The sequence below is a fragment of the Pseudomonas brassicacearum genome, from assembly GCF_000585995.1.
GTDB classification, from domain to species: domain Bacteria; phylum Pseudomonadota; class Gammaproteobacteria; order Pseudomonadales; family Pseudomonadaceae; genus Aquipseudomonas; species Aquipseudomonas brassicacearum_A.
The window spans coordinates 6,184,145-6,205,338 of record NZ_CP007410.1; the positions used below are offsets into that span (position 1 = coordinate 6,184,145).

The window sequence follows — 21,194 nt, forward strand, 5'->3', positions numbered from 1 at the left end:
ATAACTGTTTAGAGAGCAGGTTTGTTGGAAGCAGCAAGCGAAGTCGCTGTTTGCAGATAATGTTCAGCGACGTCCAGCATTCGGTTGGCAAAACCCCATTCGTTGTCGAACCAAGCCAGGATGTTCACGAGCCGTGGCCCGGAAACACGGGTCTGGCTGGCATCGACAATGGCCGAATGCGGGTCATGATTAAAATCACAACTGGCGTGAGGCAACTCGGTGTAGGCCAGCAGGCCTTTGAGCGGGCCGCTGGTGGCGGCTTCGCGCAGGATCCGGTTGACCTCGGTGGCGTCGGTATCGCTCACGGTCTGCATCGTTATATCGAGGCAGGACACGTTGACGGTCGGCACCCGCACGGCTTTGGCCTGAATTCGCCCCGCAAGTTCCGGGAGCAGCCGCTCGATGCCTCTCGCCAGACCAGTGGACACCGGAATCACCGACTGGAACGCCGAACGGGTACGACGCAAGTCTTCATGGTGATAGGCGTCGATCACCGGCTGATCGTTCATCGCCGAGTGAATGGTGGTGATCGACACGTACTCCAGGCCAATGGCCTGGTCCAGCAGGCGCAACAGCGGCACGCCGCAGTTGGTGGTGCAGGACGCGTTGGACACCAGCAGTTCATCGCCGGTCAGGCAATCCTGGTTCACGCCGTAGACGATGGTCGCGTCCACATCCGCTTCGCTGGCCATCGGCTGGGAGAACAGCACCCGTGGCGCACCGGCCGCGAGAAAACGCTGACCGTCTTCGCGGGTGTGGTAGGCACCGGAGCACTCAAGCACCAGATCGACGTCCAGGGACGCCCAGTCGATGCCTTCGGGGGTGGCACTGCGCAGGACCTTCACGCAGTCGCCATTAATATGCAGACAATCGCCCTCGACCCGCACTTCGCCGGGAAACCGGCCGTGGGTGGAGTCAAAGCGTGTCAGGTATTCGATGCTGGCCATGTCGGCCAGATCGTTGATGGCCACAATCTCGAACCCAGCCTTGGCTCCTCGCTCGAACAACGCACGCAAGACGCAACGACCAATCCGGCCGTAGCCGTTGAGTGCAACTTTGTAGGGACGCGGTTGGGGCATGGGGTTCTCTGACCTGGTTGAATCCATTGAGGCAGTGTCGTCTGAGCCACCGCTATCGCGAGCAAGCTCGCTCCCACAGGGTCGGTGAAAATCCTTGTGGGAGCGAGCTTGCTCGCGATGGCGTCAGAACAGACAACCTGTTTGCGGATCAGTCTTCCAGCAGCTCTTCAGCCTGACCCAGGATGTTCTCCAGGGTGAAGCCGAATTCCTCGAACAGCGCCGGCGCGGGCGCCGATTCGCCGTAGGTGGTCATGCCGATCACGCGGCCTTCCAGGCCCACGTACTTGTACCAGTAATCGGCGTGAGCAGCCTCGATGGCGATCCGGGCGCTGACTTGCAGCGGCAACACCGCCTGCTTGTAGCCGGCGTCCTGGGCGTCGAACACGCTGGTGCACGGCATGGACACTACGCGCACGTTGCGGCCTTGCTCGGTCAGCTTGTCGTAGGCCTGAACGGCCAGGCCGACTTCGGAGCCGGTGGCGATCAGGATCAGTTCCGGCTCGCCGATGCAGTCCTTGAGCACGTAGCCGCCGCGGGTGATGTCGTCGATCTGGCCGGCATCGCGGGTTTGGTGCTGCAGGTTCTGGCGGGAGAAGATCAGCGCCGAAGGGCCATCTTTACGCTCGAGGGCGTATTTCCAGGCCACTGCCGATTCCACGGCATCGCAAGGGCGCCAGGTGTCAAGGTTCGGGGTGCAACGCAGGCTCGCCAGTTGCTCGATCGGCTGGTGAGTCGGGCCGTCTTCGCCCAGGCCGATGGAATCGTGGGTGAATACGTAGAGCACGCGCTTTTTCATCAGGGCCGACATGCGCACGGCGTTGCGGGCATATTCCATGAACATCAGGAAGGTCGCGCCGTAAGGCACCAGGCCACCGTGCAGCGTCACGCCGTTCATGATCGCGCTCATGCCGAACTCGCGAACGCCGTAGTACATGTAGTTGCCGCTGGCGTCCTCGGCGCTGACGCCCTTGCAACCTTTCCACAGGGTCAGGTTGGAACCGGCCAGGTCGGCCGAACCGCCCAGCAGTTCCGGCAGCAGCGGGCCAAAGGCGTTCAGGGTGTTCTGGCTGGCCTTGCGGCTGGCGATGGTTTCGCCCTTGGCGGCCACTTCAGCGATGTAGGCCGAGGCTTTTTCGGCGAAATCGGCGGGCAGCTCGCCGCTGAGGCGACGGACCAGTTCATTGGCCAGTTCAGGGAATTCGGCGGAATAAGCCGCGAAACGCTGGTCCCACTCGGCTTCGAGCGCACGACCTTTTTCCTTGGCATCCCACTCGGCATAGATGTCGGCCGGGATTTCGAACGGGCCATGGTTCCACTTCAACGCGGCGCGGGTCAGGGCGATTTCCTCGGCACCCAGTGGCGCGCCGTGGCAGTCTTCCTTGCCTTGCTTGTTGGGCGAACCGAAACCGATGGTGGTCTTGCAGCAGATCAGGGTCGGCTGGGCGCTCTTGCGGGCCGTCTCGATGGCGGTCTTGATTTCTTCCGGATCGTGGCCGTCGACATTGCGGATCACCAGCCAGTTGTAGGCTTCGAAGCGCTTGGGGGTGTCGTCGGTGAACCAGCCTTCGACTTCACCGTCGATGGAGATGCCGTTGTCGTCGTAGAAAGCGATCAGCTTGTCCAGGCCCAAGGTGCCGGCCAGGGAGGCGACTTCGTGGGAAATGCCTTCCATCATGCAGCCATCACCCAGGAACACGTAGGTGTGGTGATCGACGACGTTATGGCCTGGGCGGTTGAACTGCGCCGCCAGGACTTTTTCCGCCAGGGCAAAGCCCACGGCGTTGGCCAGGCCTTGGCCCAATGGACCGGTGGTGGTTTCCACGCCTGGGGTGTAGCCGTATTCCGGGTGGCCCGGGGTACGGCTGTGCAGTTGGCGGAAATTCTTCAGGTCATCGATCGACAGGTCGTAACCGGTCAGGTGCAGCAGCGAGTAAATCAACATCGAGCCGTGGCCGTTGGACAGCACGAAGCGGTCACGGTCGGCGAAGGCTGGGTTGCTCGGGCTGTGCTTGAGGTAGTCGCGCCAAAGCACCTCGGCGATATCCGCCATACCCATAGGGGCACCCGGATGGCCGCTGTTGGCTTTTTGCACGGCATCCATGCTGAGGGCACGAATGGCATTGGCACGCTCACGACGGCTGGGCATCGCTGATCTCCTGCGGGAATTGAATCGAGAATGAATAAAACGAAACTGAAAAAAGGCGAGCATTTTCCCTCACCCACCCGCCTCGGGGCAATGACAGATAGTCATGCAAAGGCGTTTTTCCGGTGGATAAAGTCCCTTTCTCCAGGTGAAACCTTTCCGCTGATGGGCTGTAGAGTCAAGCACCTTCTGGGAAGTGCCATTTATCGAGCAATATCAAAACTTTTTGATATTGCCCTTGCGATGATCCAGACCCCTCTCTAGACTGCCGCCCTATGAACTTACGCGTGCCTTCCATTCGCCATGACGATTGCGATGAGCTGGCGGCCCTTTGCAAGGCCGGCGGCGATCCGTTGCGGCTCAATGTATTGCGCGCCCTGGCCAACGATTCGTTCGGCGTGCTGGAACTGGCGCAGATCTTCGGCATCGGCCAGTCCGGCATGAGCCACCACCTCAAGGTCCTGGCCCAGGCCGACCTGGTGGCGACCCGCCGCGAAGGCAACGCCATTTTTTACCGCCGCGCCCTCCCCCACACCGATCTTTTGGGGGCAAGCTACACGCTGCGTTGCTAGAGGAAGTGGACGAACTGGACCTGCCCCCCGACGTGCAGGCCCGCATCGCCCAGGTACACGGACAACGGGCCGCCGCCAGCCAGGACTTTTTCGCACGGGTGGCCGAGAAGTTTCGTGCCCAGCAAGACCTGATCGCCGGATTGCCGCAATACCGTGAAAGCGTCGTGGCGCTGCTGGATAAATTGAGCTTCGAACCCACCGCCACCGCCATCGAAGTCGGCCCCGGCGACGGCGCTTTCCTGCCGGAACTGGCGCGGCGCTTCAGCCAAGTGACCGCGCTGGACAACAGCCCGGCCATGCTCGAACTGGCGCGCCAGGTGTGCGAGCGTGAAACCTTGGCTAATGTCAGCCTGCAGCTGGCCGATGCCTTGGATGGCGTGAGCCTGCAGGCCGACTGCGTGGTATTGAACATGGTGCTGCACCATTTCGCCGCGCCGGCCGACGCACTCCGGCACATGGCCGGCCTGCTGCAACCAGGCGGTAGCCTGTTGGTGACAGAGTTATGCAGCCACAACCAGAGTTGGGCCAGGGAGGCCTGCGGTGATCTCTGGTTGGGGTTTGAACAGGACGATCTGGCCCGTTGGGCCACCGCTGCGGGCCTCGTGCCCGGGGAAAGCCTCTATGTAGGCTTACGTAATGGTTTCCAGATTCAGGTCCGCCATTTTCAGCGACCGGCTGGCGACACTCACCATCGGTAACTTGTAGGAAAACATCGAGATGAGCGAATACTCCCTTTTCACCTCCGAGTCCGTGTCTGAAGGGCATCCGGACAAAATCGCCGACCAGATTTCTGATGCGGTGCTGGACGCCATCATTGCTGAAGACAAGTTCGCCCGCGTGGCGTGCGAGACTCTGGTGAAAACGGGCGTGGCGATCATCGCCGGCGAAGTCACCACCTCGGCCTGGGTCGACCTGGAACAAATCGTTCGTGACGTCATCCTGGGCATCGGCTACAACAGCTCCGACGTCGGTTTCGACGGCGCGACCTGCGGTGTGATGAACATCATCGGCAAGCAGTCTCCCGACATCAACCAGGGCGTTGACCGTGCCAAGCCTGAAGATCAGGGCGCCGGCGACCAGGGCCTGATGTTCGGCTACGCCAGCAATGAAACCGACGTGCTGATGCCAGCACCGATCACCTTCTCGCACCAGTTGGTCCAGCGTCAGGCCGAAGCGCGTAAATCCGGCCTGCTGCCTTGGCTGCGCCCGGACGCCAAGTCCCAAGTGACGTGCCGTTACGAAGGCGGCAAGGTAGTCGGTATCGACGCCGTCGTGCTGTCGACCCAGCACAACCCGGAAGTCTCCTACAAAGACTTGCGCGAAGGCGTGATGGAACTGATCGTCAAGCACGTGCTGCCTGCCGAGTTGCTGTCCAAGGACACCCAGTTCCACATCAACCCGACCGGCCAGTTCATCATTGGCGGCCCGGTGGGCGACTGCGGCCTGACCGGTCGCAAGATCATCGTCGACAGCTACGGCGGCATGGCCCGTCACGGCGGCGGCGCGTTCTCCGGCAAGGATCCATCGAAGGTTGACCGTTCGGCGGCCTATGCCGGTCGTTATGTCGCCAAGAACATCGTCGCCGCAGGCCTGGCCGAGCGTTGCGAGATCCAGGTGTCCTACGCCATCGGCGTCGCCCAGCCTACGTCGATCTCGCTGAACACCTTCGGCACCGGCAAGATCAGCGATGACAAAATCATCAAGCTGGTTCGTGATGTGTTCGACCTGCGTCCATACGCCATCACCACGATGCTCGACCTGCTGCACCCGATGTACCAGGAAACCGCAGCCTACGGTCACTTCGGCCGCACGCCGCAAACCAAGACGGTCGGTGACGATACCTTCACCACCTTCACTTGGGAAAAAACCGACCGCGCCGACGCCCTGCGCGCCGCTGCCGGCCTGTAAGACCTGCTGGTACGAAAAAGCCCCTGGCGACTGGGTCGCCGGGGGCTTTTTTTTCAAAAATTGAAGTCAAGCACCGCCCTGTGGTGAGGGGATTTGTCCCCGCTGGGCTGCGCAGCGGCCCCCAAATCAGCGGCCTCGGCGTGTCAGGTTATCCATGCTTGACCATTTTGGGGCTGCTTCGCAGCCCAGCGGGGATAAATCCCCTCGCCACAGGGGGGCCATGTCCCCCGGCCCCAACAGGGACCGTCAGTGAATCTAGGTCCGTCGCGCCACCAGCAAAAACGACGCCGCACTGGCCAGCAGCCCTGCACACATCCGATTGAACAGCCGCTTGCCGCTAGGCCGGGCAAACAGCCGCCGCGCATAAATGCCCATGTAGCAGTACAACCCGATGGCGACGCACTCCAGCGCCAGGAACAAACCGCCCAGCACGGCGAACTGTTGGGTGACGGTGCCCGTGCGGTCGACGAACTGCGGCAGGAACGCGGTAAACAACAGGATCGCCTTCGGATTGCCGATCGCCACCAGGAATTCCTGGCGCGCCAGGCTGGTCATGCTCATCGCCGTGATCGCGGCTTCGTTTCCGGCCTCAGGCTGTGCCCGCCACAACTGCACCGCGAGGTAGAAAAGATAACCGGCACCGACCAGCTTGATCCCCAGGAACAGCAACTCCGAGGTGTGCAGCACAGCAGTGAGCCCTACCGCCGCCAAGGCGATCATGATTGCAAATGCCGCTAGTCGCCCGATGCCACCGCTGCACGCCCGGACGAAGCCATAGCGCGAAGCGTTGCTGATGGACAGCAGGTTATTCGGCCCCGGCGCCATGTTCAGCGCGAAGCAGGCCGGAATGAAAACAGCGAGGGTCGTCGGGTCCATCGTGGGCGCTCCAGGCAGAGGCAGGTCGAGGACTCATTCTGCGCCGGCTATGGATGGGTTCAAGGGACAGTTGTGCGGTTAAATCCCGCCGCACTGTACCGCCGCGACTTCGCCATCAGGCCCTGCAAAATCCGGTAACGCTCCAAGCCTCGCAGCTTCCGCCACAGTGACTAGCCTTCCAGTACACCACCCAAGCAAGGATGCTTAGATGCTGCCGTTATTACGTGCCCTCAGCTGTTTTGTCCTCCTCACACCTCCTGTCTTCGCAGCGCCCTGCCCCGATTGGCCCACCGAACGCGCCCAGGCAGAGATCATCGCCCTGCAACGGCAAATCGACAGCTGGGACGACAGTTATCACCGACTGGGTCGCTCCCTGGTTGCCGATGAACTTTATGATCAGTCCCGCACACAACTGGGCCGATGGCGCCGTTGCTTTAGCCTCGAGGCGCCCGGCAATCCCTTGCTCACGGCGGGCGGGAAGATACCGCACCCGGTTGTTCATACCGGTCTGGATAAACTCAAGGATGCCGACGCCGTGGAGGCCTGGTTGCAAAATCGCAAGGACGTCTGGGCGCAACCGAAAGTCGACGGCGTGGCGGTGACCTTGATCTATCGCGAAGGACACCTGCAGCAGGCAATCAGCCGTGGCGACGGCGTGCAAGGACACGACTGGACCCCGAATGCGCGCAAAATCGGCGCCATCCCCCAACGGTTGCGCCAGCCTCGGGACCTGGTCGTCCAGGGCGAGTTGTACTGGCGGTTGCTCACTCATGTCCAGGCCAGCAGCGGCAGTCTCAACGCCCGGGGAACCGTGACAGGCCTGATGGCCCGCACGAATATGACGGCGCAGGAGGCGGCGGACATTGGCCTGTTTGTCTGGGACTGGCCTGAAGGGCCGACCACCCTGCCCGAACGGATGGCCGCGCTGAGTGAGCTGGGCTTCGCTGACACGCTCCATTACAACCAGCCTGTCCAGGTTCTGGCCGATGCCGAGCACTGGCGCGACCACTGGTATCGCACGCCGCTGCCATTCGCCAGCGACGGTATTGTCCTGCGCCAGAGCCGCCGCCCACCCGCCGACCGCTGGCAGGCCAGGGCGCCGTTCTGGAGCGTGGCCTGGAAATACCCCTATGCCCAAGCCTTGGCCGAAGTGCGCAAGGTGCGCTTCAAGATCGGTCGTACCGGGCGCATCACGCCCGTATTGGAACTCGAGCCGGTCATGCTCGATGACCGGCGAATCCGTCGGGTGAGCGTCAGTTCCCTCAAGCGTTGGGAGGAGATGGACATCCGTCCTGGCGACCAGGTCGCCATCAGCCTGGCCGGACTGACCATTCCACGCCTCGACAGCGTCGTGCTGCGCAGCATCGAGCGGCAGGACCTCAACGCCCCTGCGGCAGCCGATTATCACTTCTTGAGTTGCTGGCAACCGACCCCCGGCTGCGAAAGCCAGTTCCTCGCGCGCCTGGATTGGCTCAGCGGCAAACACGGGCTCGCCCTGCCCCATGTCGGCCCGGGCACCTGGAAAAAACTCCTGGCCGCCGGTCGACTCGACGGATTACTGGATTGGTTGACCCTCGATGCCGCCGAGCTTGCTAACATTGCTGGCTTCGGTGAATACAGCAGCGCTCGCCTGCTCGCCAGTTTGCACAGTGCCCGGCAGCGCCCGTTCGAACAATGGCTCAAGGCCCTCGGCCTGCCGCCCACCGGAGAGGCCCGGCTAGAGGGGCCGTGGCAGGCGTTGGCCGAGCGCGACACCGAACAATGGCAAGCCGAAGCTGGCATCGGACCGGGACGCGCCGCGCAATTGAGCGCTTTTTTCCGCGACCCGCAGGTGCTGGCTTTGAGTGAAATATTACGCACTGCCGGGGTCGATGGTTTTTGACGCAAGCCCCGAGCAGTTGAACCCAAGGGGCAAACGTGCGTTCCAACAGCGCATCTGTACCGACCGCTCGCGAGTTTTTTACGGAGTTGCTATGAATTTCCTGTCCCCCGTTGCCCTGCTGGTCTTATGCAGCGCCATGGCCGCCCCTTTGATGGCGGACGAGCAAGCACCGGACACACCGGAGCTCACTGGCTGCGCAGCCAAGCGCCAGGGCATCATCAACCAGATCGAACTGGCCAAGTCCCGCGGCAACCAGGACCAGCAGGCGGGCCTGGAGACTGCGTTAAACGAAGTCACCACCCAATGCACCGACGCTTCCTTGCGCAAGGAGCGTGAAAACAAGGTGCTCGACGCCAAGCATGAGGTCAGTCGGCGTCAGGCCGATCTGGAAAAGGCCATGAAAAAAGGCGACGCCGAGCGAATCAACAAGCGCAAGGACAAGCTGGCCGCCTCCCGCAAGGAGTTGCAGGAAGCGGTGGATGAGTTGGATAAGTAGCAGCTGCAAGCTGCAAGCTGCAAGCTGCAAGCTGCAAGCTGCAAGCTGCAAGCTGCAAGCTGCAAGCTGCAAGCTGCAAGCTGCAAGTGTGGAGCTTTGAGCTTGCCGCTTGAAACTTGAAGCTCGCAGCTGCTTTATTCAATGATCGCGAAACTCTTTATGACAGGCGCTGCACGCATCCTCGACCTTCTGCACCGCCGGCCCCAGGTAACTGGCCTTGTAGGGCTGGACGTTGCTGGCGGTCACCAACTCACCGGTGGCTGCTTCAAGGCTACGGGCCAGGTCCTGGAAGCGCGCCTGCTTTTGCCAGACCTCATCCAGGGCGCTGGTGTGGTCTTGCTCGCGTACCGGCGGAAAGTGCTTCCACGGTTCGTGGGACAGTTGATCCAGTTTCACCGCGCCTTCAGCAAATCGCGCGCCGTCGAACGGGACTCGGCCACGCAACATGCCACCCAACTCTTCGTTGGTCTTGAGCATCTGTTTGAAAATAGCCTTGCGCTGGCCCAGGGGAGAATTGGGATCGACGCCGCCACAGGCGGACAACAGCAGGCAGGCCAGCACGGCCATGGAAAATCGTTTTACAAACATCTTGGCCTCGGGGCAGGAAACGGCAGTTAGTATCCTCGGGTCATCGGTAAAGACCAATGGCCCTATCAACAATACGGGTTGTTCGAGTGCCTGACAGCGTTCGAATGACTGCAAAGGAAATCTTCATGAACAGCCGCTTCAAGACCTGGCACAAAGGCTTGGCATTGACCCTACCGTTGATCGCGCTGCTGGCCGGCTGCAATCGCGGCGACAAGGTCGAAAAGCCGCAGACACACGCCCTCGCCACTTATGTCAGCGCGCCGTGGGAAGCCTTGCCGTCGGTATCCGATGAAGACCTGCTGGCCGGCTTCGGCTCCTGGCGCAGCGCTTGCACCCGGCTCAAGGTCGATGCGACCTGGGGACCCACCTGCGCCGCAGCGACCAATGTGCCGCAGACCGCAGCAGCCGTACGCGATTTCCTCAAACAGAACCTGGACGTTTATGGCCTGCGCTCGGGGGACAACAGCCCCAACGGGCTGATCACCGGCTACTACGAGCCAGTCTACCCCGGCAGCCTCAAACAGACCGCCACCGCGAACGTCCCGGTGTACGGCGTGCCGGACGACATGATCATCGTGGCGCTGGACAGTATCTACCCCGAACTCAAGGGCAAACGCCTGCGCGGTCGCCTCGAAGGCCGGGTGCTCAAGCCCTACGACGACGCGGCCACCATCGAAACCAACGGGGTGAAGGCACCGGTGATTGCCTGGCTGACCGACCCGATGAACCTGCAGTTCTTGCAGATCCAGGGCTCGGGACGCATCCGGCTCAATGACGGCCGCCTGTTGCGCATCGGCTATGCCGACCAGAATGGCCATCCTTACCGGCCCATCGGGCGCTGGCTGGTGGAACAGGGCGAATTGAAGAAAGAAGACGTGACCATGGGCACCATCAGCGCCTGGGCCAAGGCCAACCCGAACCGGATTCCCGAGCTGCTGGGCAGCAACCCCAGCTACGTGTTTTTCAACCGCAACCCTGACAGCAACGAAGGCCCACGAGGCTCGCTGAATGTGCCGCTGACCGCCGGCTACAGCGTGGCGGTGGACCGCAAGGTGATTCCGCTGGGCAGCCTGCTGTGGCTATCCACGACGCGCCCCGATGGCAGCGCATTGAACCGGCCGGTCGCCGCCCAGGACACCGGTGGTGCGATTGCCGGCGAAGTCCGGGCGGACCTGTTCTGGGGCACGGGCGAGGCGGCGGGGCAATTGGCCGGGGACATGAAGCAACAGGGCCAGATCTGGATGCTGTGGCCCAAGGGCGTGGCGTTGCCGCAAGTGCCGCAGGTGGCGAATGCGGTCAGTGCCAACCCCTAAGGAATGAGGTGCTTTGTCCGACCCCATCGCGAGCAAGCTCGCTCCCACAGTTGATCTCCAGTGAACACATATTTTGTGTACGGCTAGATCCAATGTGGGAGCGGGCTTGCCCGCGAAGAGGCCGGGACAGACACAGTGAAAATCAGGCCGGTTCAGACCGAAACAAAGAAGAAACTCAGCACCAACCCCACCCCCACGAACCACACCAGCGAACGCAGGATCGCCCAGTCCGCCAGATAGCAAATGATGTAGAGCAGGCGACTGGTGATGAACAATACCGCCAGCACATTGATGGTCACCAGCTCGGCATTGCCGGCCAGGTGCGCGACGATCACGGCGGCGGCAAAAAACGGGCTGATTTCAAAGCTGTTCAGTTGCGCGGCGTAGGCACGTCGGGGAGCGCCTTCGAGCGAGTCCAGAAAATCCCGCGGGTCGTGGTTATCTTGCAGCCGGTATTTCCCACCGGCCTTGGCGATCCCGATACACAGGTAAGGCAGGAGAAAAGCAATCAACACACACCACAGGGCAACCGTCATACCGCACTTCCTTTTTGAGTTTTATAGAGAATCGAGCGCCAGGCGCCGGTCAGGCTTTCATCACCAGCATGCCAAGCAGCACCAGCCCGCAGGCTAAGAGCCGCGGCCGGCCAAAAGGTTCTTTCAGGTAGCGCATGCCGAACAGCACCACCAGGATCACGCTGATCTCCCGCAGTGCCGCCGCTTCGGCGATCGAGCCCAGTTGCATGGCCCATAGCACCAGAGCGTAGCTGAACAATACGCAGAATCCGACCGCCAACCCCAGCCGCCACTGTTCGTGCCAGAACCGCATGAACGCCGGTCGTTTGCTCACCAACGCCAGCAAGGGGAAGGGCCAGGCGCTGAGCAGCGTGACCCAGACCAGGTAGTCCAGCGGATGGGACCAACGCCGCAAGGCATGGCCGTCAATAAAGGTGTAGCAACCGATGCACAGGCCGATCAGCGCCACCACCGGCAGCATCGACCAGGGCAGCCGCGCCCCACCACCGCCCTGCCACAACAGACAGAGCATGCCGAACGGGATCAGCAGGATGCCGAGGATCTGCTGGGTCGTCAGCGCTTCACCGGCAAAGATAAAGGTCAGGGCCAGCACCACCAGCGGCGACAGGCCACGCATCAGCGGATAGACCAGCCCCAGGTCACCGACCCGATACGCCTGGATCAGCAAATAGCGATACAACAGCTCAAACGCCGCCGATGCCAGGATCCACGGCCAGATATCCAACGGTGGCAGCGCCACGAAGCCCAGGGCCAAGGCGACGAACAGCAACGCCACGCTGTCCATGCAAGCCACCACCAGCAAACGCTCGCCGCTGAACTTGATCAGCGTATTCCACGCCGCATGCAACAGCGCCGCTACCAATACCAAGACCGTTGCAAGCACGGCACGCCCCTTATCCATTCAGAGAATTGATTCGCCATCCATCAGCAGCCGTTTTATACTGCTGGCGACCACGCCGCACTCAGTTGCGCATAAGCCAATTCCAATAATTCTGCTGCTGCCCTGTTCGTTCGAACCAGGGTGCCGGCATGCGTATGCCTGATCAGAGCGTCAAGACTACAGACAGAGACCCTGCGCATGCCACTCGCCTTGCTTGCTTTGGCCGTTGCCGCTTTCGGCATCGGCACGACTGAATTCGTCATCATGGGGCTGCTGCCCGATGTCGCCCGCGACCTGGCGGTGAGCATTCCCCAGGCCGGACTGCTGATCACCGGCTACGCCCTGGGCGTGGTGTTTGGCGCGCCGATCCTGGCCATCGGCACCGCCAACATGCCGCGCAAGGCTACGCTGCTGGGCATGACGCTGATGTTCATCCTCGGCAACGTACTCTGTGCCCTGGCGCCAAACTACACCACACTGATGGCTGCCCGGGTCATCACAGCCCTGTGTCACGGTGCCTTCTTTGGCATCGGCTCGGTGGTGGCGGCCGGTCTGGTAGCGCCAAACAAACGGGCCCAGGCGATTGCAATGATGTTCACCGGCCTGACCCTGGCCAACGTGTTGGGCGTACCGTTGGGCACAGCCCTGGGCCAATACGCCGGCTGGCGCTCGACCTTCTGGGCGGTGTCGGTCATCGGCGTAATAGCGGCCATTGCCCAATGGGTCTGGCTGCCCAGGGAAATCCCCATGGAAAAAGCCAACCTGGCCAGCGAGTTCAAGGTCCTGGGCAAGGCCAATGTATTGCTGGCCCTGGGCATGAGCGTGCTGGCCTCCACCAGCCTGTTCAGCGTGTTCACCTACATCGCGCCGATCCTGCAAGACATCACCGGCGTCAGTCCCCATGGCATCACCGTCATGCTGCTGTTGTTCGGTGTCGGCCTGACGGCGGGTAGCTTCCTCGGCGGACGCCTGGCCGACCGGCGCCTGTTGCCTTCACTGGTGGGCATGGCCCTGGCCGTGGTGCTGGTGCTCGCCGCGTTCAGCCAAACCAGCCAGTCGGTGATTCCGGCGGCGATCACCCTGGTGTTGTGGGGTATTTTCGCCTTTGCCTTGTGCCCGATCCTGCAACTGCTGATCATCGACCAGGCTTTTGAGGCGCCAAACCTCGGCTCGACCCTGAACCAGAGCGCCTTCAATCTCGGCAACGCGGCCGGGGCTTGGATGGGTGGGTTGGTGGTGGCCAGTGGGGCTGACCTGGCGGACCTACCATGGACTGGGGCCGCTGTCGGCGGCCTGACGACGTTGACGGCGTTGTTCTATATCTACCGACAACGGCGCTTGGCGGCAGTCGCTGTTTAAGGAACGCTTTCAGTCATCGCCTGAAGCACCTGCGATCAGGCTCCCGCCTACTCCGAGTCGATGGGCTGCTTTGCCGCTTTTGCAGGATTATCCTTGGGCTGGCCTACTTCGCTGCGAATCTGCGCATGACTGATCAAGGCAAAGATAAAGCTCCCGCCGACAATATTGCCTGCCAACGTCGGCCCGGCGAACACCATCCAAAAGTCCTCCCACGGCAACTGCCCGGCAAAGACCAGATACGACACTTCGGCCGAGCCGACGACAATGTGGGTGAAGTCCCCGAGCGCCATCAGGTAGGTGATGAGGATGATGATCCACATCTTGGCGCTTTCCATGGACGGGATCATCCAGACCATGGTGGCGATCATCCAGCCGGAAATGATGCCCTTGGCGAACATCTGGCCGGTGTCGTTTTCCATGACCTTGCGCCCGATTTCCAGAAAGGCCTGGTCAGTGCGCTGGTCAAAAATCGGCAGGTGCAGCATCACGTAAGCCACCAACAAGGTGCCACACAGGTTGCCTACCAGCACCACGCCCCAGAGCCGCAATAGTCGACCGAAGTTGCCCAGGGTGGGTTTACTCATGATCGGCAGCACAGCGGTCAGGGTGTTTTCGGTGAATAGCTGCTGGCGGGCGAGGATCACCGCGAGAAAGCCGGCGCAGTAACCGAAACTGGCGATCACCTTGAAGCCTTCGTGGTCGGGCAGCCGGGAGTTGAGTAAACCCATCGCCATCAACGACAGGCCCATGGTCAAGCCGGCGGCCAGGGCCGACCACCAGAGCGCGGCGATACTGCGCTCCAGTTCCTGATTACCCTGGGTCCGGATGATTTCATGCAGCACCGCAGCCCGCGGCGGCTGGTTGCGGTCGACTTCATGCTGTTCCTGAGCCGAAAGATCAGGGGTCTTGCCTTCTTCGTGGGTGTCCATACAGCTCCTGAACCAGTGGCGTGATGTACCTACGACACGCGGCGTTGGGAGCTGTTCAGTGGTGCCCCAAATACAAAATGTGGGAGCGAGCTTGCTCGCGATAGCGGTGGGTCGGTTTGCATCAGTGTTGAATGTGCAAACGTCATCGCGAGCAAGCTCGCTCCCACAGGGGGGGGGCGGCAAACCTGAATCTCGACCCTCACCGCAGCTCCCTTGTGGGAGCGAGCTCGCGATGACAGCGCCGCCGATCTCACTCGACGACATCATCCTTGAACTGATCCTTGACGTACTTGATCTCGGTCTGCCCATGAGGCGCCGGCAAGCCGTCTTCGCCGAGATTGACGAAAACCATTTTTTCCACGGTCAGGATGCTCTTGCGGGTGATTTTGTTGCGCACCTCGCAAGTCAGGGTGATGGAGGTGCGGCCAAACTCGGTGGCGGTGATGCCCAGCTCGATGATGTCGCCCTGGCGCGAAGCACTGACAAAGTTGATTTCCGAGATGTACTTGGTGACCACGCGCTGGTTGCCGAGCTGGACGATGGCATAGATCGCCGCTTCTTCGTCGATCCAGCGCAACAGGCTGCCGCCGAACAGCGTACCGTTGGGGTTGAGGTCTTCGGGCTTGACCCATTTGCGGGTGTGGAAATTCATGTTCACTCCTGAGCGTCTGGCCGATGAATGCCTGCATCATGGCAGACCGGGCTGCCCGGCTCTACGTCGCGGGCCCTATAACGGTCATCGGCAATTTTGATTTGCCCGACAGAAACCCTTTTGGAAGATCCGATTAGCCCGTTATAATCGCCTCCGTTTTACCCGGTCCACGCTTTGGACCGTTCCCGCCACCTGTCCGAGGGGCGCTGCAGCAGGCTCGACCTGTCAGGCTCGGATGGGGCGTTGTTTGTACGGGGCTCCCCGCACGGACACTAAACGCACAACGGCGCCCATTCGCATACATTACGAATGGAGGCTCTTCATGAGCGCTGTTATCACGCCTGCCACTTTTACTGACTACAAAGTCGCCGATATGTCCCTGGCCGCCTGGGGCCGTCGCGAAATCATCATCGCCGAATCCGAAATGCCAGCCCTGATGGGTCTGCGGCGCAAGTATGCCGGCGAGCAACCGCTCAAGGGCGCGAAGATCCTCGGCTGCATCCACATGACCATCCAGACCGCCGTGCTGATCGAAACCCTGATTGCCCTGGGTGCCGAAGTGCGTTGGTCGTCCTGCAACATTTTCTCGACCCAGGACCAGGCCGCTGCCGCCATTGCCGCTGCCGGCATCCCGGTATTCGCCTGGAAAGGCGAGACTGAGCAAGAGTACGAGTGGTGCCTGGAGCAAACCATCCTCAAGGATGGCCAGCCATGGGCCACCAACATGATCCTCGACGACGGCGGCGACCTGACCGAGCTGCTGCACAAGAAATACCCGGCCGTGCTGGAAAAAGTCCATGGCGTGACCGAAGAAACCACCACCGGCGTCCACCGTCTGCTGGACATGCTGGCCAAGGGCGAGCTGAAGATCCCGGCCATCAACGTCAACGACTCGGTGACCAAGAGCAAGAACGACAACAAATACGGTTGCCGTCACAGCCTCAACGACGCCATCAAGCGCGGCACCGACCACCTGTTGTCCGGCAAGCAGGCGCTGGTGATCGGCTACGGTGACGTGGGCAAGGGTTCGGCCCAGTCCCTGCGCCAGGAAGGCATGATCGTCAAGGTCTCGGAAGTCGACCCGATCTGCGCCATGCAAGCCTGCATGGACGGTTTCGAGCTGGTTTCGCCGTTCATCGACGGGATCAACGACGGCACCGAAGCCAGCATCGACAAGGCATTGCTGGGCAAGATCGACCTGATCGTGACCACCACCGGCAACGTCAATGTCTGTGATGCCAACATGCTCAAGGCCCTGAAAAAGCGCGCTGTGGTCTGCAACATCGGTCACTTCGACAATGAAATCGACACGGCTTTCATGCGCAAGAACTGGGCATGGGAAGAAGTGAAGCCACAGGTCCACAAGGTTCACCGCACCGGCACCGGCAGCTTCGACCCGCAGAACGACGACTACCTGATCCTGTTGGCCGAAGGCCGCCTGGTCAACCTGGGCAACGCCACCGGCCACCCAAGCCGCATCATGGACGGCTCGTTCGCCAACCAGGTCCTGGCCCAGATCTTCCTGTTCGGCCAGAAATATGCCGATCTGTCGCCCGCCCAGAAAGCCGAGCGCCTGACCGTGGAAGTACTGCCCAAGAAACTCGACGAAGAAGTGGCCCTGGAAATGGTCCGCGGTTTCGGCGGCGTGGTTACCCAACTGACCAAGCAGCAGGCTGACTACATCGGCGTGACCGTCGAAGGCCCGTTCAAGCCGCACGCTTACCGCTACTGATCGGCTCTATTGCCTGCTCTCCCTGTGGGAGCGGGCTTGCTCGCGAAGGCGGAGGATCAGGCGACATCAATGTTGAATGATGAACCGCCTTCGCGAGCAAGCCCGCTCCCACATTGGGATGCGCCAGGCTTTCAGCCCTACGAGTTTCCAAGGATATGACCATGTCCCAAGACCGTCGCTACAGCTTCGAGTTCTTCCCAACGAAGACCGATGCTGGGCATGAAAAACTGATCGCCACTGCCCGTCAGCTGGCGAGCTACAACCCCGATTTCTTCTCCTGCACCTATGGCGCCGGCGGTTCGACCCGAGACCGCACGATGAACACCGTGTTGCAGCTCGAAAGCGAAGTCAAAATCCCGGCCGCCCCCCACCTGTCTTGCGTGGGCGACAGCAAGGACGACCTGCGCAGCTTGCTGACCCAGTACAAGGCGGCAGGCATCAAGCGCATCGTTGCCTTGCGCGGTGACCTGCCCTCGGGCATGGGCATGGCCAGCGGCGAGCTGCGCCATGCCAACGACCTGGTTGAATTCATTCGTGAAGAAACCGGCGAGCACTTCCACATCGAAGTCGCGGCGTACCCGGAAATGCATCCCCAGGCACGTAATTTCGAAGACGACCTGCGCAACTTCGTACGCAAGGCCAACGCCGGCGCCAACAGTGCGATCACCCAGTACTTCTTCAACGCCGACAGCTATTTCTACTTCGTCGAGCGCATACGCAAGATGGGCGTCGACATTCCTGTCGTGCCGGGGATCATGCCGATCACCAACTACAGCAAGCTGGCGCGCTTTTCCGACGCCTGCGGGGCGGAAATCCCACGCTGGATCCGCAAGCAACTGGAAGCCTACGGCGACGATACGTCCAGCATCCAAAGCTTCGGCCAGGACGTTATTACGCAAATGTGTGAGCGTTTGCTCCAAGGTGGTGCGCCGGGGTTGCATTTCTATACGTTGAACCAGGCCGAAGCCAGCCTGGCGGTATGGAACAATCTCAAGCTGCCGCGTTAACCGCTAACGCCGCAGTTACAAAAGGCCCTGGTGAAAACCAGGGCCTTTTTTATTCAGTTGTTGCGCCGCCCCCGCCCTGATGCAGGCAAAAGGCAACTAAGGCCCGAGCCAGAGCACTCTAGCTATTTGATCAGCTCTCGTCGTAACCTCAGGCCATGCCCGTTATTGCCCAGTTACTCACTGCCCTTCTTCTCTTCTGCCTGAGCATGGCTGCCCGGGCCGAGAAGTTGCGCATTGTCACCGAACCCTGGGCACCTTATGTCTACGAAGAAAACGGCAAGATGCTGGGCCTGGACTACGAAACCACGGCCATTGTGTTCAAACGCCTGGGTATCGATGTGGAATGGCAGTTCCTGCCATGGAAGCGTTGCCTGGTGATGCTGGAACAGGGGCTGGCGGACGGAGCGCTGGACATTTTTCACAGCGACGAACGCGATGCCATGCTGCTCTATCCCAGCGAACCCCTGTCGGAGGTGGAGTTCGTGATGTTCTACGCCAACGCCCGGCCCTATCCGTTTCGCACGCTCGACGACCTGGGCGGCTTGACCGTCGGCACATCGCCCGGCTACCTGTACAGCCAGGCTTTTAGCGAATCGTCCCTGTTCAAGCGTGAAACGGCGCCGACCCACGAAGCCAACTTCGGCAAGTTGCAGCTGGGCCGGATCGACCTGCTCATCACCGACCGCCGGGTGGGCCGGCATGTGCTCAAGCAAATGCAGCTGGGCGACCAGATCACCGAGAATCCGATGGTCGTGAGCCGTCAAAGCCAATACCTGGCAGTACGGCGCAACGCCGGGATGGATTTGCTGGTGCAACGTTTCGGCGCCGAACTCAAGCGTTTCAAGCGCGAACCGGCCTATGCCGAACTCAGTGCCCGCTACGGGGCTGACCTGGTTACCAAAGCAGCGGCGCCCTACCCGGCGCCACACTGAAATAAACCGTTGAGCAGCAGGAAAGCGGCGCACGGCGTTTGCTCTGTTATACTCCGGCCTTCCCGCCAGGCTCACGCCCGGACGCCCGGTCTTGCAAAAGGCATCCCGACACCGCTACAGCGCAGCTTTCAGCCCGCGCGAGCCCTGTCCGGACCCGTCTTTCAGACTCGGCAGGACCGGACGGGGTGACGTCTTTTTATTGAACGTCATTCGCGCCCGGCAAGACTATCCCATTGGGCCAGGCCCTCACTAAAACAGGATTACTCATGTCCTTTGCTTCCCTCGGTCTCTCCGAGGCTTTAGTCCGCGCCATCGAGGCCGCCGGCTACACCCAGCCTACCCCGGTGCAACAGCGGGCCATTCCCGCCGTGTTGCAAGGTCGTGACCTGATGGTTGCGGCGCAGACAGGCACTGGTAAAACCGGTGGTTTCGCCCTCCCGATCCTGGAGCGGTTGTTCCCCAACGGTCACCCAGACAAATCCCAGCGTCACGGCCCGCGTCAACCGCGCGTACTGGTCCTGACCCCAACCCGCGAACTGGCTGCCCAGGTCCACGAGAGCTTCAAGGTCTATGCTCGCGACCTGAAATTCGTCAGCGCCTGCATTTTCGGCGGCGTCGGCATGAACCCCCAGGTCCAGGCCATGTCCCGTGGCGTCGACGTGCTGGTGGCGTGCCCCGGTCGCTTGCTGGACCTGGCCGGCCAGGGCAGCGTCGATCTGTCCCACGTTGAAATCCTCGTGCTGGACGAAGCCGACCGCATGCTCGACATGGGCTTCGTCCATGACGTGAAGAAAGTGCTGGCCCGCCTGCCTGCCAAACGCCAGAACCTGCTGTTTTCGGCGACGTTCTCCAAGGACATCACCGACCTGGCGGGCAAGCTGCTGCACAACCCGGAACGCATCGAAGTCACGCCGCCGAACACCACGGTCGAGCGCATCGAACAGCGTGTGTTCCGCCTGCCGGCCAGCCACAAGCGTGCCTTGCTGGCGCACCTAATTACCGCTGGTGCCTGGGAACAGGTCCTGGTGTTCACCCGCACCAAGCACGGCGCCAATCGTCTGGCCGAGTACCTGGACAAACACGGCCTGCCGGCCGTGGCGATCCACGGCAACAAGAGCCAGAACGCCCGCACCAAGGCCCTGGCCGACTTCAAGGCCGGCGAAGTGCGCATCCTGGTGGCCACCGACATCGCCGCCCGCGGCCTGGACATCGACCAGTTGCCCCACGTGGTCAACTTCGAGCTGCCTAACGTCGATGAAGACTACGTCCACCGTATCGGCCGTACCGGCCGGGCCGGTCGTTCGGGTGAAGCGATCTCGCTGGTTGCGCCGGACGAAGAGAAACTGCTCAAAAGCATCGAGCGCATGACCAAGCAGAAAATCTCCGACGGCGACCTGATGGGTTTCGATGCCAGCACGATCGAGGCCGAGAAGCCTGAAGTGCGTGAACGTCCGGACGTGCGCAACCCACGCAATGCCCGTGGCCCACGCGGCGACGGCCCGAATGGCGGCGGTGGCGGCGGCGGCGGGCGCAAGGACAAAGGCAAGGATAAGGGCAAGGAAAAATCGGCCAGCAATAGCACTGGTCGTGGCGAACGCCCAGCCCGTGAGCAGAAGCCTCGCGAAGGTACGCCGGCCCGTGAACAGCAGCGTCCGGCACCTCGCGCCGCTGCTGATCGTGCTCCGGACGAGTTCCTGGACGACGATGTCGATAACTTCGGTAACCGTGTCGACTACGTGCCGCAGCAGAAACCGGCCCAAGGGCGCGGCCGTCGCCCAGGTGCCCCGGCACAAGGCGCGGGTGCAACTACAGGCGCACCGCGCAGCGGCCAGCCACAGGGTCGCCAGAACGGTCCACGCAACAGCAACGGCTCGTCCACTGGTACTCCGCCGGCCAAGCGCAGCGGCCCGCGCAATGGCGCCCCTCGCGACGGCCAGGCCCGCCGCGAAGACACCCGCCCGCGCCGCCCGGCCCGTGACGACCAGCCTCGCCAGGAACCCGCCGTGCAGGCTCCGCGTGGCAACCAGCCAAAGATCATGCACAAGGAGTCGAAAGCCGATCGCTTCCCGACACCTGAACAGCTGGATCAACTGCCAAGCCGTCCACGGGGCGAGAAGCCGGCGTTGCTGACACGCAATCGCTGAGTTTTTTCAAGCCGTGAAAAAGCCCCGGGTCTCGCGACCCGGGGCTTTTTTTGCCCGACACAATTCCAAATGTGGGAGCGAGCTTGCTCGCGAAGGCGGCGTGTCAGCAGCACATCTATCAACTGACACACCGCCTTCGCGGGCAAGCCCGCTCCCACAGGGGTTC

At 61.7% G+C, this 21,194-nt stretch carries 18 protein-coding genes, 1 pseudogene and 1 riboswitch; of the genes and pseudogenes, 11 read left to right on the top strand and 8 right to left on the bottom strand.

All coding sequences use genetic code 11. The features are described 5' to 3' along the window. Nucleotides 1–8: 8 nt before the first annotated feature. The gene (gene epd / locus CD58_RS26635) at nt 9–1,079 is read right to left on the bottom strand and encodes an erythrose-4-phosphate dehydrogenase (protein ID WP_025215919.1); all 1,071 of its coding nucleotides are present in this window, start codon (nt 1,077–1,079) and stop codon (nt 9–11) included. 148 nt (nt 1,080–1,227) lie between these two features. Continuing rightward, nucleotides 1,228–3,225, bottom strand: coding sequence for a transketolase (tkt, locus tag CD58_RS26640; protein ID WP_025215920.1), 1,998 nt, complete (start codon nt 3,223–3,225; stop codon nt 1,228–1,230). A gap of 30 nt (nt 3,226–3,255) precedes the next feature. On the opposite strand from tkt, the gene CD58_RS31025 reads away from it, so the two are divergent. The 3 genes and pseudogenes from CD58_RS31025 to metK all read left to right on the top strand — a co-directional run bounded on the left by CD58_RS31025 (nt 3,256) and on the right by metK (nt 5,702). After that, nucleotides 3,256–3,486 (top strand): hypothetical protein, encoded by a 231-nt coding sequence (locus tag CD58_RS31025; RefSeq protein WP_144238637.1) that lies wholly within the window; start codon nt 3,256–3,258, stop codon nt 3,484–3,486. A gap of 11 nt (nt 3,487–3,497) precedes the next feature. Then, nucleotides 3,498–4,492, top strand: a pseudogene (locus CD58_RS26645) (ArsR/SmtB family transcription factor). A 19-nt stretch (nt 4,493–4,511) separates the two neighbouring features. Then, the gene (gene metK / locus CD58_RS26650) at nt 4,512–5,702 is read left to right on the top strand and encodes a methionine adenosyltransferase (protein ID WP_025215921.1); all 1,191 of its coding nucleotides are present in this window, start codon (nt 4,512–4,514) and stop codon (nt 5,700–5,702) included. A gap of 255 nt (nt 5,703–5,957) precedes the next feature. Here the strand turns inward: metK and CD58_RS26655 are convergent, their stop codons facing one another. Further along, entirely contained in the window at nt 5,958–6,578 is a 621-nt protein-coding gene (locus CD58_RS26655) for a LysE family translocator (RefSeq protein ID WP_025215922.1), read from the bottom strand. A gap of 208 nt (nt 6,579–6,786) precedes the next feature. Between CD58_RS26655 and ligB the strand changes: the two genes are divergently transcribed. Together ligB and CD58_RS26665 are read left to right on the top strand one after the other, a co-directional pair. Further along, a complete protein-coding gene (ligB, locus tag CD58_RS26660) occupies nt 6,787–8,460 on the top strand; it encodes an NAD-dependent DNA ligase LigB (protein WP_025215923.1) in 1,674 nt (557 codons plus the stop codon). A gap of 91 nt (nt 8,461–8,551) precedes the next feature. After that, complete coding sequence (locus CD58_RS26665) at nt 8,552–8,956, top strand: DUF1090 domain-containing protein (RefSeq protein ID WP_025215924.1); 405 nt, start codon at nt 8,552–8,554, stop codon at nt 8,954–8,956. 138 nt (nt 8,957–9,094) lie between these two features. On the opposite strand, the gene CD58_RS26670 is transcribed toward CD58_RS26665, so the two are convergent. Then, nucleotides 9,095–9,544, bottom strand: a complete 450-nt coding sequence (locus tag CD58_RS26670; RefSeq protein WP_025215925.1) for a c-type cytochrome — start codon at nt 9,542–9,544, stop codon at nt 9,095–9,097. Nucleotides 9,545–9,669: 125 nt separating this feature from the next. On the opposite strand from CD58_RS26670, the gene CD58_RS26675 reads away from it, so the two are divergent. Beyond that, nucleotides 9,670–10,857, top strand: coding sequence for a murein transglycosylase A (locus CD58_RS26675; RefSeq protein ID WP_025215926.1), 1,188 nt, complete (start codon nt 9,670–9,672; stop codon nt 10,855–10,857). A 152-nt stretch (nt 10,858–11,009) separates the two neighbouring features. On the opposite strand, the gene CD58_RS26680 is transcribed toward CD58_RS26675, so the two are convergent. Continuing rightward, on the bottom strand, nt 11,010–11,393 hold the full coding sequence (locus tag CD58_RS26680) for an MAPEG family protein (RefSeq protein ID WP_025215927.1): 384 nt from the start codon (nt 11,391–11,393) through the stop codon (nt 11,010–11,012). A gap of 49 nt (nt 11,394–11,442) precedes the next feature. Continuing rightward, entirely contained in the window at nt 11,443–12,276 is an 834-nt protein-coding gene (locus tag CD58_RS26685; protein ID WP_025215928.1) for an EamA family transporter, read from the bottom strand. Between the two features lie 195 nt (nt 12,277–12,471). On the opposite strand from CD58_RS26685, the gene CD58_RS26690 reads away from it, so the two are divergent. Continuing rightward, nucleotides 12,472–13,632, top strand: a complete 1,161-nt coding sequence (locus CD58_RS26690; protein ID WP_025215929.1) for an MFS transporter — start codon at nt 12,472–12,474, stop codon at nt 13,630–13,632. 47 nt (nt 13,633–13,679) lie between these two features. On the opposite strand, the gene CD58_RS26695 is transcribed toward CD58_RS26690, so the two are convergent. After that, the gene (locus CD58_RS26695) at nt 13,680–14,561 is read right to left on the bottom strand and encodes a formate/nitrite transporter family protein (RefSeq protein ID WP_025215930.1); all 882 of its coding nucleotides are present in this window, start codon (nt 14,559–14,561) and stop codon (nt 13,680–13,682) included. Nucleotides 14,562–14,811: 250 nt separating this feature from the next. Next, nucleotides 14,812–15,213, bottom strand: a complete 402-nt coding sequence (locus CD58_RS26700) for an acyl-CoA thioesterase (protein WP_025215931.1) — start codon at nt 15,211–15,213, stop codon at nt 14,812–14,814. 192 nt (nt 15,214–15,405) lie between these two features. Then, a riboswitch (S-adenosyl-L-homocysteine riboswitch) is annotated at nt 15,406–15,512 on the top strand. A 23-nt stretch (nt 15,513–15,535) separates the two neighbouring features. Here CD58_RS26700 and ahcY point away from each other — a divergent pair. From ahcY to CD58_RS26720, 4 genes are all read left to right on the top strand, one after another. Further along, nucleotides 15,536–16,945, top strand: a complete 1,410-nt coding sequence (gene ahcY / locus CD58_RS26705; RefSeq protein WP_025215932.1) for an adenosylhomocysteinase — start codon at nt 15,536–15,538, stop codon at nt 16,943–16,945. Nucleotides 16,946–17,106: 161 nt separating this feature from the next. Next, nucleotides 17,107–17,952 carry a methylenetetrahydrofolate reductase [NAD(P)H] gene (metF, locus tag CD58_RS26710; RefSeq protein WP_025215933.1) on the top strand — a complete coding sequence of 282 codons (846 nt, stop codon included), beginning with the start codon at nt 17,107–17,109 and terminating at the stop codon, nt 17,950–17,952. Nucleotides 17,953–18,107: 155 nt separating this feature from the next. Next, nucleotides 18,108–18,884, top strand: a complete 777-nt coding sequence (locus CD58_RS26715) for a transporter substrate-binding domain-containing protein (RefSeq protein ID WP_025215934.1) — start codon at nt 18,108–18,110, stop codon at nt 18,882–18,884. Nucleotides 18,885–19,150: 266 nt separating this feature from the next. Continuing rightward, nucleotides 19,151–21,028: a DEAD/DEAH box helicase gene (locus tag CD58_RS26720; RefSeq protein ID WP_025215935.1), complete on the top strand. Its 1,878-nt coding sequence runs from the start codon at nt 19,151–19,153 to the stop codon at nt 21,026–21,028. Nucleotides 21,029–21,194 lie beyond the last annotated feature (166 nt).

Coding starts and splice junctions, on each gene's coding strand:
- epd (WP_025215919.1), bottom strand. CDS start 1,079: ATGCCCCAACCGCGTCCCTACAAAGTTGCACTCAACGGCTACGGCCGG.
- CD58_RS26665 (WP_025215924.1), top strand. CDS start 8,552: ATGAATTTCCTGTCCCCCGTTGCCCTGCTGGTCTTATGCAGCGCCATG.
- CD58_RS26655 (WP_025215922.1), bottom strand. CDS start 6,578: ATGGACCCGACGACCCTCGCTGTTTTCATTCCGGCCTGCTTCGCGCTG.
- tkt (WP_025215920.1), bottom strand. CDS start 3,225: ATGCCCAGCCGTCGTGAGCGTGCCAATGCCATTCGTGCCCTCAGCATG.
- CD58_RS26690 (WP_025215929.1), top strand. CDS start 12,472: ATGCCACTCGCCTTGCTTGCTTTGGCCGTTGCCGCTTTCGGCATCGGC.
- ligB (WP_025215923.1), top strand. CDS start 6,787: ATGCTGCCGTTATTACGTGCCCTCAGCTGTTTTGTCCTCCTCACACCT.
- CD58_RS26720 (WP_025215935.1), top strand. CDS start 19,151: ATGTCCTTTGCTTCCCTCGGTCTCTCCGAGGCTTTAGTCCGCGCCATC.
- ahcY (WP_025215932.1), top strand. CDS start 15,536: ATGAGCGCTGTTATCACGCCTGCCACTTTTACTGACTACAAAGTCGCC.
- CD58_RS26700 (WP_025215931.1), bottom strand. CDS start 15,213: ATGAATTTCCACACCCGCAAATGGGTCAAGCCCGAAGACCTCAACCCC.
- metF (WP_025215933.1), top strand. CDS start 17,107: ATGTCCCAAGACCGTCGCTACAGCTTCGAGTTCTTCCCAACGAAGACC.
- CD58_RS26675 (WP_025215926.1), top strand. CDS start 9,670: ATGAACAGCCGCTTCAAGACCTGGCACAAAGGCTTGGCATTGACCCTA.
- CD58_RS26670 (WP_025215925.1), bottom strand. CDS start 9,544: ATGTTTGTAAAACGATTTTCCATGGCCGTGCTGGCCTGCCTGCTGTTG.
- CD58_RS26715 (WP_025215934.1), top strand. CDS start 18,108: ATGCCCGTTATTGCCCAGTTACTCACTGCCCTTCTTCTCTTCTGCCTG.
- CD58_RS31025 (WP_144238637.1), top strand. CDS start 3,256: ATGAATAAAACGAAACTGAAAAAAGGCGAGCATTTTCCCTCACCCACC.
- CD58_RS26680 (WP_025215927.1), bottom strand. CDS start 11,393: ATGACGGTTGCCCTGTGGTGTGTGTTGATTGCTTTTCTCCTGCCTTAC.
- metK (WP_025215921.1), top strand. CDS start 4,512: ATGAGCGAATACTCCCTTTTCACCTCCGAGTCCGTGTCTGAAGGGCAT.
- CD58_RS26695 (WP_025215930.1), bottom strand. CDS start 14,561: ATGGACACCCACGAAGAAGGCAAGACCCCTGATCTTTCGGCTCAGGAA.